Origin of the sequence: Actinomadura kijaniata NBRC 14229, assembly GCF_001552175.1 — a bacterium.
In the GTDB taxonomy this organism is placed as follows: Bacteria; Actinomycetota; Actinomycetes; order Streptosporangiales; family Streptosporangiaceae; genus Spirillospora; species Spirillospora kijaniata.
Map to the genome: position 1 here is coordinate 14766 of NZ_BCQR01000157.1, position 14121 is coordinate 28886.

General features: G+C 72.0%; 10 protein-coding genes. 6 read left to right on the top strand and 4 right to left on the bottom strand.

Annotation, left to right across the window (positions count from 1 at the left end; all coding sequences use genetic code 11):
* Positions 1-332: 332 nt before the first annotated feature.
* Genes AKI01S_RS37665 through AKI01S_RS37680 form a run of 4 tightly spaced genes read left to right on the top strand, consistent with a single transcriptional unit; the run spans position 333 to position 8576 of the window.
* Positions 333-866 carry an EF-hand domain-containing protein gene (locus AKI01S_RS37665; protein ID WP_067829212.1) on the top strand — a complete coding sequence of 178 codons (534 nt, stop codon included), beginning with the start codon at positions 333-335 and terminating at the stop codon, positions 864-866.
* Positions 856-2151, top strand: coding sequence for an acyltransferase domain-containing protein (locus AKI01S_RS37670; RefSeq protein ID WP_169814085.1), 1296 nt, complete (start codon positions 856-858; stop codon positions 2149-2151). Before AKI01S_RS37665 ends, AKI01S_RS37670 begins: the two co-directional genes overlap by 11 nt.
* Positions 2141-7525, top strand: coding sequence for an SDR family oxidoreductase (locus AKI01S_RS37675; RefSeq protein WP_067829217.1), 5385 nt, complete (start codon positions 2141-2143; stop codon positions 7523-7525). The genes AKI01S_RS37670 and AKI01S_RS37675 overlap by 11 nt, the downstream gene beginning before the upstream one ends.
* Positions 7494-8576: an EF-hand domain-containing protein gene (locus AKI01S_RS37680; protein WP_067829220.1), complete on the top strand. Its 1083-nt coding sequence runs from the start codon at positions 7494-7496 to the stop codon at positions 8574-8576. The genes AKI01S_RS37675 and AKI01S_RS37680 overlap by 32 nt, the downstream gene beginning before the upstream one ends.
* Positions 8577-8763: 187 nt before the next feature.
* On the opposite strand, the gene AKI01S_RS37685 is transcribed toward AKI01S_RS37680, so the two are convergent.
* A complete protein-coding gene (locus AKI01S_RS37685) occupies positions 8764-9999 on the bottom strand; it encodes an epoxide hydrolase family protein (RefSeq protein WP_067829224.1) in 1236 nt (411 codons plus the stop codon).
* A 389-nt stretch (positions 10000-10388) separates the two neighbouring features.
* Here AKI01S_RS37685 and AKI01S_RS37690 point away from each other — a divergent pair, with 389 nt between their 5' ends.
* On the top strand, positions 10389-11663 hold the full coding sequence (locus tag AKI01S_RS37690) for a DUF2716 domain-containing protein (protein WP_067829227.1): 1275 nt from the start codon (positions 10389-10391) through the stop codon (positions 11661-11663).
* 241 nt (positions 11664-11904) lie between these two features.
* On the opposite strand, the gene AKI01S_RS51240 is transcribed toward AKI01S_RS37690, so the two are convergent.
* Positions 11905-12132 carry a hypothetical protein gene (locus AKI01S_RS51240; RefSeq protein WP_157420454.1) on the bottom strand — a complete coding sequence of 76 codons (228 nt, stop codon included), beginning with the start codon at positions 12130-12132 and terminating at the stop codon, positions 11905-11907.
* 36 nt (positions 12133-12168) lie between these two features.
* On the bottom strand, positions 12169-12474 hold the full coding sequence (locus tag AKI01S_RS37695; protein ID WP_067829229.1) for a DUF1330 domain-containing protein: 306 nt from the start codon (positions 12472-12474) through the stop codon (positions 12169-12171).
* Between the two features lie 188 nt (positions 12475-12662).
* On the opposite strand from AKI01S_RS37695, the gene AKI01S_RS37700 reads away from it, so the two are divergent.
* Positions 12663-13565 (top strand): LysR family transcriptional regulator, encoded by a 903-nt coding sequence (locus AKI01S_RS37700; RefSeq protein ID WP_067829232.1) that lies wholly within the window; start codon positions 12663-12665, stop codon positions 13563-13565.
* Positions 13566-13701: 136 nt separating this feature from the next.
* On the opposite strand, the gene AKI01S_RS37705 is transcribed toward AKI01S_RS37700, so the two are convergent.
* On the bottom strand, positions 13702-13929 hold the full coding sequence (locus AKI01S_RS37705; RefSeq protein ID WP_067829235.1) for a hypothetical protein: 228 nt from the start codon (positions 13927-13929) through the stop codon (positions 13702-13704).
* Between the last annotated feature and the right edge of the window lie 192 nt (positions 13930-14121).

Below are 14121 nucleotides of genomic sequence, written 5' to 3' on the forward strand. Positions count from 1 at the left end.
GACACCTACGTCAATCGCCCGACCGTGACGGGAAGGCGGAGCACCCACGTCGATACAGCGTTCATGGGTCTCACCTCCTCGGGCGGTGTCACGGACGCCCGCAAGCTACAAGTGCGAGCGTCACCCCGTCCAATCCTTTTCCAGCCACGTGACTCCGCCCCCGTCCCGTGTTGGAGCGTGGGACGGCTCCTGTGGTCGGCAGCGGTACGGGGCTCTGGCGTCCGGGCAACAGTTCGCCGTCCAAGGGTTTTCACGCTCTGTGTTTTGACAAATACATACCGTGACCGGCCGGTGTCTTGGTCTGGCCGATGATCCCTCTGGGGAGGTCTCGCGTGTCTGATTTCCAGCAGGACAAGCTCGCTCACAGGTTCCGGCAGCTCGACGTCGACGGGGACGGGTGGCTGCGGCAGGACGATCTGAGGACGACGGCCGGACGGCTGTGCGACCGGCTCGTTCCGGCCGGGCGCTCCGACCTTCGCGCGGAGATCCACGCGGCCTACGACGCGCTCTGGGAGGCGCTGCGGGAGGCCGCGCCGGCCGCCGCCGACGGGCTCTCCCAGGAGGACTACACCGCCGCGATCGCGGCGGACTCCGGGGGGTTCTCCGAGGCGGTGCGCCGGATCGGCATGGCGCAGTTCGACGCCCTGGACGTCGACGGCAACGGCGTGGTGGACCCCGACGAGCTGTTCCGGCTGGGCAGTGCCTACGGCCTGGCGCGGGACGAGACCGACGCGCTGTTCGCGCGGCTGGACCTGGACGGCGACGGCACGATCGACCGCACGGAGTGGCTGGAGGCCATCCAGGACTTCTACTACGGCGATGATCCCGAGTCCGCCGGAGCCCTGCTGTTCGGGCGTGCCGCCTAGCCCCGTGGTACTGGACATCGACGCCCTGGTCGGGCTGTTCCCCGGCCAGGGCGGGTACCGAGAGGGCGCGCTCGCCCCCTTCTGGGAGGACGGCGACCCGGAGCTCAGGGAAGTGCTGGCCGAGATCGACGCGGTGGCGCTGAACGTCCTGGGCAAGGACATCGGCACCCAGATCTTCGGGCCGGACGCGCGCACGCCGGACGATCCGGAGCTCCTCCAGCTGGCCGTCTACACCGTCTCGGTCGGGACGCACCGGCTGCTCGGCGCCCGGGGCGTGGAGCCCGCGCTGCTGGTCGGGCACAGCATGGGAGAGTTCGCCGCGCTGGTCGCCGGGGGCGCCCTCACCGTCGCGCAGGGGGCGGAGATGCTCTGCCACCGGATCGCCGCGACCACGGGCACGGACGGGGGCATGCTCTCGCTCGGCTGCGACCTGGGACGGGTGGAGCAGATCCTCGATCTCGCCGCCGAGCCCGAGGTGGTGGTCGCCGTCGTCAACGGCCCGTCGCAGGTCGTGGTGTCCGGGCCGTGGGCGGGCCTGCGCCGGATCGAGGCGGTCGCGTCCGCGCTCGGGTTCGCGGCGGTCCGGCTCTCCTCGCCCGCGCCGTTCCACAACCCCCTCATGGCCGGGGTGCGGGCCGAGGTGGTCAAGCGGCTGAGCGGGATGCGCGGCTCTCGGCTGCGGACGCCGGTCTACTCGCCCATCCTGGGCCGCCTCTACCGCGATGACGACGATCTGGTGGGCATGCTCGGCATGCACCTGGTCACGCGGGTGAGGTTCGACACGGCCATCGCGCGCCTGCACGGCGCGGGCGCGCGGATCTTCATGGAGATCGGCGCCGGAACGACCCTCACCGGTCTCGTCCGGGCCGCGCATCCGGAGGTGGTGGTCCTGCCCGCCCTCGACGGCGCGGCGCCGGAGGGGAACGGGGCCGGGCCCGCGGTGCCCATGGCGCGGAGCGGTTCGGAGCCCGTGGCCACCGATGCCCCGCGCGCGGTGGGGGACGTCCCCCCGGCGGCCCCCTCGGAGGCGGAGGTGATGACCCAGATCCGGACGATCTACGCCGAGGCCCTGGAGTACCCCGAGGACGTGCTGACGCCGGACGCCCACCTGGAGGCGGACCTCGGCGTGGATTCGGTCAAGCGCACCGAGCTGCTGGCCCGGGTCCGGCGGCACTTCGGGATCGAGCCGTCGTCCGAGGACGCCGCGCGCGTCGCCGAGTACGAGACCGTCGGGGCCGTCGCCGCACTGGTGACGGCGGCACTGGAGGGCGCCGATGGTGGATGAGCGGGGGCCGGGCGCCTTTGCGGACAAGGTGGCGCTGGTCACCGGCGGTGCGGGCGAGGTCGGCAGCGTCCTGGTCGAGGACCTCGCCCGCGCCGGGGCCGAGGTGATCGTCAACTGCTTCCACTCCTACGACCGGGGCAGGCGGCTGGCGGACCGGCTCACCGCCGAGGGGCTGCGGGTCCGGGCCGTGCGCGCCTCGGTGGCCAGGCCCGAGCAGGTGGCGGAGATGTTCGCCGGGATCGACCGGCTCGACCTGCTGGTGAACAACGCCGCGACCGGGCGGTTCACCGACCACGAGGAGACCACGGAACAGGCCCTGGACCAGGCGTTCGCCACCAACGTCAAAGGGGCGCTGTGGTGCGCCAGGGCGGCCCGCCCCCGGATGCCGCCGGGCGGGGTCGTCATCAACGTCTCGTCGGTCGGCGCGCGGCGCGCCGTCCGCGACTACCTGCCCACGGGGGTGACCAAGGCCGCGCTGGAGGCCCTGACCCGGTATCTCGCGGTCGAGTTCGCGCCGTACGGGATCCGCGTCAACACGGTGTCCAGCGGTCTGCTCGACAACGCCACCGGACGGCTGTTCCCGCGCGCCGAGGAGTTCGGCCGGGCCGTGGCGGAGGCGACCCCGATGGGCCGGCTGGCGCGGTCGCGGGAGCTCGCCGGGCTGGTCCTGATGCTCGCCTCCGACCACGCCTCCTTCGTCACCGGGCAGACACTGCTGGCCGACGGAGGGCTCACCCTCACCCACCCGGCCGCCCCAGCCGCCGCGGCGGCCCCGAACGGCCGGGCGCCCGCCGCCCGGCCGCGCCCCGCTCCCCCGCCTGAAGACCTGCGGTCCGAGGCGATCGCCGTGGTGGGGCTGGGCCTCGCCGTGCCCGGGGCCCGTTCCCCCGAGGAGTTCTGGCGGCTTCTCGGCTCCGGGACACCGCAGTTCTCCGACCCTCCCCCCGACCGCTGGGAGGCGGCGGACTTCGCGCCCGGGACCGGCGACGAACCCGACAAGACCTACACCCAGCGCGGAGGCTACGTCGACGCCCTCGGACCCGACGGCGAGGATCTCTCCGTCGGCTGGCTGCGCCACAGCCTCGGGCAGGCGCTGGAGGGGGTCGCCACCACCGGCGGCGACCGCTTCACGTTCAGCCTGGGATACACCGCCGACGGAAGCCAGCACCAGGAGGAGGCGTTGTTCCGCGACGAGGTCCTCGCCAGGGCGACCGGTCTCGCCACGGCCGACGCGGAACTGCTGGAACGGCTGGTCGAGGACCGGTACGGCCGCCGCGGCGACACCGCCGCCCACCTGCCGCACCGGCTGGCGCGGACGGCGGCCGACGGGCTGCTGCCTCCCGGGACCCCCGTCCACCTGGTCGACACCGCCTGCTCGTCCTCGTTGTACGCCCTGGACCTCGGCATGCGGGAACTGGTGGCGGGCGAGGCCGACATCGCGGTGTGCGGCGGGGCGAACGTGCTGACGCCGACGCTGCAGGTGGTGTTCTCCAAGAACGGCGGGCTGGCCCGCGGGGGCGCCGTCCGGGCGCTGTCGGCCGGCGCGGACGGCGTGCTGTTCTCCGACGGCGCGGCCGTGGTGGTGCTCAAGCGGCTCGGCCGGGCGCTGGCCGACGGCGACCCGGTCCACGGCGTCATCGCCGGGACCGGGCTGTCGGCCGACGGCCGGGGGACGTCGATCTACAAGCCCTCGGCCGACGGGCAGCGGCGAGCGATCAGCCGGGCCCTCGCCGACGCCGGGCTCGACCCGGCCGAGGTGTCGCTGATCGTGGCGCACGCGACCGGGACCCCCAGGGGCGACGCGGTCGAGCTGACCGGCCTGGGCAGGTGCTACGCCGCGCAACGCACCCTGAACGTCGTCTCCAACAAGTCCCTGATCGGGCACACCGGATGGGCCGCGGGGGTCGCCTCGGTGATCCATCTGCTGCTGGCGATGCGGCACGGCGAGATCCCCCCGCAGCCGCTCGCGTCCGCCTCCTCCGCCCGGCCCGACCTCACCGGCACCGGCATCCAGGTGCCCGCCCGCGAGGTCGCCTGGCCACCACGCGACGCCGCGCCCAGGGTGGGGGCCGTCTCGGGGTTCGGTTTCGGCGGCACCAACGCCCATGTGCTGATCCGCGAGTATCGCCCGGGCGCCGTCCCGGCGGAGCGCGGGTCGCCCCGGGAGGAGCCGGTGATCGTCGGGTACGCCGCCGTGCTGCCCGAGGAGGGCCGCGGCTTCGGCGACCACTATCCGCGCCCTCCGCTGTCGGAGCTCACCCTCCCGACGGCGACCGTCCGCCGCATGGACAGGGCGCAGTTGATGCTCCTGCGCGGAGTGCACCGCCTGCCCGAGGACGTGCGCGCGCTCCTGCGGTCGCGGAACGAGCGCGGCGGCGCGGTCGTGGGGCAGTTCGGCCCGTCCCGGGCGGCGATGCTCCTGCGCGCACGCGTCCACCTGGACGAGCTGGCCCGGCTGCTGCCCGACGGCCGTCCGGCCCTGCGGGAGTTCGCCTCCCGGCTGCGCCGCGAGCTGGCGGAGCTGGCTCCGGCCCCCACCGAGGACTCCTATCCCGGCGCGATGCCCAACGTGGCGTCGGGGAGGCTGGCCAACCAGTTCGACCTGCACGGCCTCGCCATGACCGTCGACCAGGGCGAGGCCTCGCTGCTGGAGGCGTTCCAGGTGGCCTCCCGCCACGTGGCGGACGGCACGTTGGAGGTGGCGCTGGTCGGTGGGGTCAGCGGGAACGACCTGCCCTCCTTCCAGGCGCGGTTCCCCGGCACGGCCGTCGCCGAGGGCGCCTTCGTGTTCGCCGTCACCTCCAGGCGGATCGCCGAACACGCGGGCCTTCCCGTGCTCGCGGCGGTCCGGGGCGCCCGTTCCGTGACGCCGCCCGCCCCGGTGCGCGGCGGGGTGACGCTGGCGGGCGCCGAGGGCGGCCCGGAGATCGTCGGCTTCCTCCAGGGTTCGGAGAACGAGTTGCGCCTGGTCCGGGGGGACGAGGCGGCGGGCCGCGAACTGGTGCTCAGCCGGGACACGCCGCCCGTGGACCGGGTCGCCAGGCATGTGCTGTCCCTCGCTCCGCTTGAGCCGCGCCGCACCCGCGGGGGCGGCCCGTTCCTGGTGCCCGGGTCGCTCGTCCTCACCAACTGCCGGGACGACCTTCTGCGCGCGGGGCCGGAACCCGACACGCTCATCGCCGTCGACGACGCGCGGGCGGTGCTGCACCGCGGCGGCTCGGCCACTCCGATCCCGCTGGGGGAATCGATGCTCGGCGGCCTCCAGCCGACGCACCTGCGGATCGTCGCGGACATGGACGGACCGGCGCTGACCCGGCTGCACGACGCGATGTTCCTGGCCGTACGGGCCTGCGCAAGACGATTCGGGGAGGGCGACTCGGTCACCGTCCTGCTGTGCCGCTCGGCGGGCAAGCCTCAGGCCGGCCTGTTCACCGGGTTCGTCAAGGTGCTGGCCCTGGAGTTCCCCGAGTCGGACGTCCTCGCCGTGGTGCACGACGGCGACCTGCCGCAGGCGCTCGCCGACGCGGCCGCCGAGACCTCCGCGCAGCGGTTCCTTCCGGTCGTCTTCTACCGGAACGGGCGCCGTCTGGCGGTGCGGGCACGGCAGCGGTCGCTCACGGCACAGAACCTGCCACGGAACCCGCCGCTGGGCCGCGACTCCCTCGTCCTCGCTGCCGGGGGCGGCCGGGGCATCGGCGCCGAACTCCTCAAAGCGCTGGCCCGGACCGCCGCGCCCCGGATCGTGGTGCTGGGCACCAGCAGGACCGAGGAATCGCTCGACGACCCGGCCATGGGCAGGGCCGCGTTCATCAGGGCGAGACCCGCCGGGCAGTCGCCCGCGGAAGCGAGCCGCGCCTACGACCGCCGCGTCCGCGCCGGGGAGGTCCGCGACACCCTGGCCGAGCTCAGCGCCCTGTGCGGGGAAGGCCGCGTCGACTACCACGTCTGCGACCTGCTGGACGAGGTGGCGGTCGCCCGCGTCGTCGGGCACGTTCTCACCCGGGCGCCCCAGGTGGACCTGCTGCTCAACCTCGCCGGGATCAACCGGAACCACGACCTGGCCACCAAGAGCCTGGAGGAGTTCCGACTGGTCCGCGAATTCAAGCCGACCGTTCACCGCAACCTGGCCCGCGCGTTCGGCGACGCCCGCCCGGCCCGCTGGTGGAACGCGGGCTCCTACGCGGGCTTCTTCGCCCTGGAGGGCGACAGCGACTACGCGGCGACCAACGACTACCTCTTCCAGCAGGCCGAGACGGCCCGCGACGAGCACACCATCGGCTTCACCCTGTGGCAGGAGACCGGGCTGGCCGCCACGCACCTCCAGCAGGCCCACTTCGACCAGGCCGGGCAGCTGACCGCGATGGACAACGCCGAAGGCGTCCGGCACTTCCTGCGCGAGCTGTCGGCCCAGGACCCTCCCCCGGCGACCGTGCACCTCGGCCCCCGGGAGATCATGGCCGTCGAGCGCACCGCCCCGGGCTACCGCGCCTGGTGCCACGACGCCTTCTTCGCCGGACGGGTGGAAGCCCTCCGGTCCGACGCCATCACGCTCACGCGGCTGTTCGACCTGGACCGGGACGGCTACCTCGAACGCCATCTGGTGCGCGGCTACCCCACGCTTCCCGGCGCCTTCCAGATCGCGATCGCCGGGGACGCGGCCCGGCTGCTGTTCCCCGAACGGGTCCCCGTCGCGTTCGAGAACCTCAGCCTCGACAGTTTCCTGCACGTCCACGGCCCCGACCGGCCGCACCTGGTGCGGATCCACGGCCGGATGACCGGCCCGGACCTGCTGCACGTGCGGGTCACCGGGGACGTGGTCGCGCCGGACGGCCGCGTCCTGGTCCGCGACCGGCTGCACGCCCGCCTCGACGTCCGGCTCGCCGACCGCCCGCCGCGGCCGCCCCGCTGGAGCGCGTGGCCGGACGCGCCCACCACCGAGCTGGTCAATCCCTGCGTGGCCGGCGCCCCGGTGATCGAACTGACGGGGCTGTTCGCCGGCGTCCGCGATCCGAGGACCCATCCGTGCGGACGCCGCGCCGAACTCGACGTGGACCTTCCCGAGATCGGCCGGTGGTTCCCCGAGCACACCCTTCCGGTCGTGCAGCTCGACGGGCTGTTCCAGCTCGCCACCACCCAGCCGCCGGGCCCGGTCGACGTCGTGGTCCCCAGGGCCGCGACCCGGGTCGAACTCTTCGACCCGGCCCCCGCAGGGCCCCTCCTGCTGGTCGAGGACGGGGACGTCCTGATGTCGGTGTCCGCCGACGGCACCGTGGCGGCGCGGGTCACCGGCCTGACCGCCGCCTCCATCGCCCGCCTTCCCGACCCCACCGAAGGACGAACCAGTGCCCGACCTGCGTACCAGCAAGCTCGATAACCTGTTCCGCCTCCTCGACACCGACCACGACGGCCAGGTCTGCCGGGCCGACTTCGAGCACGCGGCCGACCGCGTCGCCCGGCGGTGCGGAGCCGGAGACGAAGCCCACGCACGGCTCCGCGCCCACCACGCGGAGCTGGCCGCGTCGCTCTGCCCGCCCGGACCCGTCGGACGCGAGCGGTTCCACCCGCCGCGCGCGCCCTCCTCCCCCGGGCTGACCTCGCTGGCCGGGGCCATCGTGGCGGCCTGCGACTCCGACGGCGACGGCGAACTGGGATCCGGCGAGTTCCGCGCCTTCCTCCAGGGGTGGGGCCTGTCCGAGCAGGACGCCGACATGGCCTTCCGCCACCTGGACGTCGACTTCAGCGGCGCCATCTCCGCCATGGAGCTCGCCGAAGCGTTCGAGGAGTTCCTGACCAGCGACGACCCCCACGTGCCGGGGAACCGGCTGTTCGGCCCGGTCGACGACGGCCCGAGCGCACGCCTCCCCTACCCCGACCCGGACGACCTTCCGGCCGAGACCCGGCAACTGCTGGCGGCGCTGCCACCGCTCAACATCTTCCGGATGGCCGCCCACGCCCACACCGTGTTCCCCGCCGCGATGAACATGTCCCGGGCGATCCTCGCCGACATGGAACTTCCGGGTGATCTCCGCGAGCTCGCGGTGCTCCAGGTGGCGGCGGACCTCGGCGCGACCTACGTCTGGACCCAGCACGTCAGCGCGGCCCGGGCCGAGCACACCCCGCGCGCCAAGGTGATCGCGATCCGCGACGGGCGCCTGGACGCCCCCTGCCTCACCGCGCCCGAACAGGCGACGCTGGCCTTCACCGCGGAGGTGCTGCACCGCGGCAGGCCGTCGGACTCGACCTTCGCGCGGCTACGGCGGCACCTCTCCCCGCGCCAGATCGTGGAGCTGCTGATCGTCACCGGGGTCTACACCATGATCGGCCGCATCACGACGGCGCTCGCCCTGGCCCCTGACACCTCGCAGGGCGACGCGGTCGTCGGCTACGCCACCGACACGGCGAACCCGGAGCCGGTTCAGAACTGACCCCATGGCCTGCGCGGGTTTCCTGAATCGGGGCATCGATGGGGCGGACCCGCGCCGGTCCCGCCCCGCCGCGTCCGGGCCGGAACGCGGCGGGTAGCCGGACGGCGTGGACCGCCCTTGACCTGCGACGCCGACCCCCTTCGCGGCTCGCCGTGGCCATCGGGGACCGGGCCGGGTCGCCGGTCGTTCAGGGTCTGCGGCCGTGGAAGGTGCGGCGCAGGTCGCTCACCCAGGCGTCGGGGTTCTCCCAGGGGATGAAGTGGCCGCCGTGGTCATGGGCGTTGACGTTGACGTGGTTGAACCAGCCGCCCTGCGGGCCGGTCTTGAACGCCTGGACACGCTCGTCGGCGGTGTGGATGCCGGGCGGGTTCTCGTAGGTGACGAAGGTGAGGCCGACCGGGGCCTGCACGACCGGGGTGCGGTCGTGGGCGGGGGTCCAGGGGTAGCGGTTGGCGTTGGCGTAGTAACGCATCGACGTGGCGATGGAGTTGTTCACCCAGTAGATCGTGGTGTGGGTGAGCAGGTCGTCCTTGGTGAAGACGGACTCGACGTCGCCGCCGTTGTCGCTCCAGGCGTTCCAGCGCTTGAGCAGCCAGGCGAGCAGCCCGGCGGGTGAGTCGCTCAGCCCGTGGGCCAGGGTGGCGCCGTCGAGCATGTGCACGGCGAGGTGAGACGCCCAGCGGTGGTCCAGCTCGATGATGCGGGCGCGGACGTCGGCGGGCTGGTCGTCGGTGAGGGGCCGGTTGTGGGCGAAGTCCCAGGCGCGGGGGCCGTTGAAGAAGTCGAGCGGCAGCCCAGAGCCGATGTGGATGCCGTACAGCTCGTCGGCGTACTTGTGGCCGAGCTGGCTGGAGACGATCCCGCCGATGTCGCAGCCCCCGGCGGCGTACTTCTCGTACCCCAGGGTCTCGGTCATCAGGGTGTGCCAGAGGTCGGCGACCTTCCAGAAGTTGACGTCCGGGAAACCGGTGAGCGGGCCGGGGAACCCGAAGCCGGGCAGGGACGGCACGATGACGTCGAACGCGTCGGCGGGGTCCCCGCCGAACGCGGCCGGGTCGGCGAGCGGGTCGATCACCTTGGACCAGTGCCAGAACGTCCAGGGCCAGCCGTGGGTGAGGATCAGCGGGATCGGGCGGGGGCCGCGGCCGGGCTTGCGCATGAAGTGCACCGGGACCCCGGCGACGCCCACCTGGTAGTGCTCGTAGGCGTTGATGGCGGTCTCGGCCTTGCGCCAGTCGTAGCCGTCCCGCCAGTAGGAGACCAGTTCACGGAGGTAGTCGTCCGGGACGCCGTAGGACCAGTCCCCGTTCCCCTCGTCCAGCGGCGGACGGGTCAGCGCGAGACGGGCGCGCAGGTCATCGAGGACCTCGTCGGGCACGTGGATGGGGGTGGGTTCCAGGGGGAAGGCGTGCGGAGTGGTCAAGATGTGGTTCCTTACCTGGGTAAGCGGAAGCGGTGTGGTCGGCCGGTGGGGTGTCAGGGATGGCCGGGCAGGCGACCGATGCGCTCCTTTCGCCGCGACTCGGACCGCCTGGGCACCGGCGCGGACACTCAACGGCGGTGACGACAGGACGTTCCCTATTTTCTCCGGGCGGCGCCGCGTAGATGATCACTCATGGAGCACGCCGCCCCGGACTCCTACTCTCATGGCGAAGCGCGGAGTCGGGGGGTGAGCAGCATCGGAGTGAAGATCCGCGTTAAGCGGTCGGCGTGAGCACCACGCGCCGCCCCGTCGTCCTGCCGTAGGAACAAACCCGATATCCAGGCATTAAGCGGTAGTGCTTTGGGTGTTGCCCCTGTTTGAATGCCGACGTGGCGTTGGATACGGGGCAGCTCCTGGCGGAGCATGACGACACGCTGCGAGGTCACGTCCGGGAGCATCCGCGGCTTGGCACCGTCGTCGAGCGGATCGGTCCGCTGAACCTCACGCACTACGGCACCCACTGCGTCGTCGACCATCCCCCGCTGGACGCGGAGGGCTCGGCTTCGGCCGCACGGCTTGCCCAGCGGGTACAGGCATCCGCAGCCGCACGTGCCGAACCGGTGGAGTGGCGCGTGTTCCAGCACGACGCAGCGGCGTCGCACCTGAGCATGGTGCTCGACGAGGCCGGTTTCGCCGCAGGCTGGGAACGCGGTGTCCTGGTCGGTGAGGTCGCCGAGCTCGACTTCCCCGAGCCGGAGCAGGGGTGGGAAGCACGATCAGTCCGGTGGGATGAACCACAGGCGCAGCAGGCGCTCGACCTTGCGGCTCGAACCGGCCCGCACCGGGCCCCCTTGGCGACCTGGCACGCCATGCGCTCCACGTCGTATTGGGACGTCGAGGTCCGTGTGCTGAACCACCATGGAACGGTCACCGCGGCCTGCTGGCTGGAGAACGTCTCCGACACCGCCTACGCCGTCATCGGAGGGCTGACCGCAGCCCGCCCCGAACTCCTGGCCCAACTGCCGCTGTGGCGGTTCGGGTCGCCGCCCAAGCAGTTCCTGGTCGCCGACGCCGACGGGGAGGCGCGTGACGTCCTGCTGGCCGCCGGATTTCGTGAGGTCACGACCGTACGATCCCGCCAGTGGACCCCGCCGGGTGAACCTGCGGCGACCCCGCCCGCAAGGCACTCGCTCGACAACGGCGAGATCGGACAGATCGCGCGCCGCTGCAAGGCCCGCGTCGGCTTCGACTATGACAGCGGCAGCGGACGCTATCGTGCGCCGGCCGACTCGCGCCGCTGGTTCTACGGCCTGCCCGGCGGCAGCGACGACCCGGCGATCGCGGCCGCCGAAAGCGTCATCGAACGCGGCCTGCGTGCCTGCGTCCGACCCGGCGAATGGGTGTACCAGTACCGGCCCTACCTCAACGGATGGGAATTCGATCCGCACCGCGTCGGCGGCCCCGGACAACCGTCCTGGCCGGGAAGCGCCATCAACGGCGAGGAGTTCCAGTTCCTCACCACGGCGGACGCCCGCCTGGGCACGTTCGATCACTACGCTGAACAAACCCTTGTCGTGTTCGGAGAAGGGCTCCTCGCACAGGTCACAGACGACCTGGACCGACTACTCGGTGCCGGGACCTGGACTTTCGGCCCGCAAACCTAGGGCTCCCACCGCTGACTTCTGCACCCGGTTTCCTCTTGGGCCGGTGGTGGAGCCTGATGGTGACGTGACTTTTCGTTCCGATGCGTGTGGGCGTGGTGTTGCGCCGGGTCAGGGACGAGATGGGGGCGCGGCTTGCTGGTCGCGGTCGCGGAGCATGCGCGTGACGGTGGCAGGTGAGGGGGCTGGCCCTTCTTCTTGCCGGTGGTGATGACGACCTGAGCGGCGATCTCGCTTTCGCCGGTCAGGAACTCCAGGGCGATGCCGTCGGCGCGCGGCTGCTCGGCCAAGCCGCGAGTTCGACGCCGCGTCCGAGCCGTTTGTGCTCGTGGATGACCAGGGCGACCGCGACGCCGGAGGCGCGCAGCTCGCGGGCCAGGGTGTGGGTTTTGTCGAGTTCGGGGCGGGTGGAGATCTGGGCGGGACGGTACCGGCCGCCGCCGCCCCTACCTTGGCGAACAGGAAGTCCCACTGCAGCTGATCATGGCCAATGCTCAGCTGACCCCGGTCAGTCGATGCCTTCGATGATGCGGAAGTCGCGCTCGACGCCGTCGGGGAGGGCCACCAGCGCCTTCTGGTATGCCTCGCTCTCGTATGCGGCGACGGCCTGTTCGAAGCTGTCGAACTCGATCAGAACGACGCGTTGCGTGATTCCGGCCTCGTGGGCGACGACTCGACCGCCACGGGAGGGGAGGAGGGCCAGGTTGCGCCCGCCCCCGGCCTGGACAGCCGGACCGGCCAGCTTGTCGTAGGCAGCCAGCCCTTCAAGGTCGGAAATGGCGGGGTAGACACTGACCCAGTAGCCCTTAGCCATGAAAACCTCCTGTATTCGGCCGGACACATCCGACTTCGAATAGACACTCGGATCGAACGATCCCGGCGACCGGTACTGCGGCCGGTTGAATCGCCATATGTGCAGGTTAGGGCTTGATGTGCGGCCGAGGGAAAGATCGATACGGGATAGACTCAGAACCGATCGTTATCAATCGGCAGGGAGGGCACGTGGCGCCGGATACGGTCAGCCTGCGGTACTTCCTGGTGCTGGCGCAGGAGCTGAACTTCACCCGCGCGGCCGCACGGATCGGTATCGCACAGCCCGCACTCAGCGCCCGGATACGCCGATTGGAGACGGAACTCGGCACGGCCCTGCTGGTCCGCAACACGCGTAGCGTCGTATTGACCACGGCCGGTGCGGCTTTGGCGGAGTCCGCGCCGCCCGCGCTGGCGGCGCTGGACCGGGCATGGGACACCGCCCGGAGCGCGGCGGCCGGTGAACTGGGCACGTTGCGCATCGGATACAGCCTCAGCGCCGGGGCCGAGACGGTACCGGCCCTGGTGGACAGGCTGATTCGCGGCAACAGCGGACTTGAGGTCGGCGCGGTCCCGATGGCGACACCGGAGATCTCCCCCGCGGTCGCCGACGGCCGCATCGACGCCGGGATCACCCGCGGTGAACAGCCAGGCCGTGGCGTGCGCCGGTACCTGCTGCGGCGTCAGCGCATCGGGGTCCAGCTGGCGCAGCACCATCCGCTGGCCGAACACCCGGAGATCGAGATCGCCGACGCGGCCGCGTATCCGCTGCGGCTCCCGGACCGCGCGGCCAACCCCGTGATCCACGATCAGTTGTCGGCACTGTTCCGCGACATCCGACCACAGCCCCGTTTCCACACGCCCGCAGTCTCTTTCGACATGTCTCAGCGCGACCTGCGCGACGGGGCCACCCTCGCCCCGGCTGGAGAAGCCGCGGCCACGGTACAACCGGCCGGTCTCACCTGGCGACCGCTGCGGGGCGCCCCCGGCCTGACGATCCACCTGGTCCTGCCACGCGAGCAGTCGCCGCTACACCGCCGCATCCGTGCCGTCGCCAAACCCCTGGCGCACGAGCTGCACTGGCTGTCGGGCTGACGCGCAACGGGTCAAGCGAGACGGACGCCTGCGGTGGCGGAGCCGAAGACCTTGCGCCCGGCGGACTTCGCGGTGATCTCGCAGTGAGAGCCCGTCTTCAATCCCTTTCAGGCGATCGGAGAGGGATTGCAGACGGTCACTCGGGATCGCACTCCATGGGCGGGCCGTCCGTGCTCGAAGCCAGAACGTTATGGAGCACAACAGCAAGCACAGCGCACGGAACGGCGGGTTTTTGGTGAGAGGTGGCGACCGTCGGAGCCTGGGCGGCACTGGCGCTGGTGGCGCTGGTGGTGGGCCCCGCCCACAGTGCGGCCGTGGTCCCCAACATCGCGCCCAGGGCGAGGGTCGTGCGGATGATCGTCATGGTCGACGCTCCTTGTCGTGTCGGACGAACACCGTGGCCATCACCCTGTGTATCCGATCTATTCCCATCGGTGAGTAGATTGTTGGAAGATCACCCCCGGCCCGCCCCACAGGCCGACCGGACCACCGTCGGGAACAGACGGACGGCGCCTAGCCGCGACGCAGAGAGTGTTGGTGGGGATCAAGTCAGGAA

Excerpts from the sequence above, each read along its gene's own strand:
- AKI01S_RS37675 (WP_067829217.1), top strand. The coding sequence starts at position 2,141 with ATGGTGGATGAGCGGGGGCCGGGCGCCTTTGCGGACAAGGTGGCGCTG.
- AKI01S_RS37695 (WP_067829229.1), bottom strand. The coding sequence starts at position 12,474 with ATGGCTAAGGGCTACTGGGTCAGTGTCTACCCCGCCATTTCCGACCTT.
- AKI01S_RS37705 (WP_067829235.1), bottom strand. The coding sequence starts at position 13,929 with ATGACGATCATCCGCACGACCCTCGCCCTGGGCGCGATGTTGGGGACC.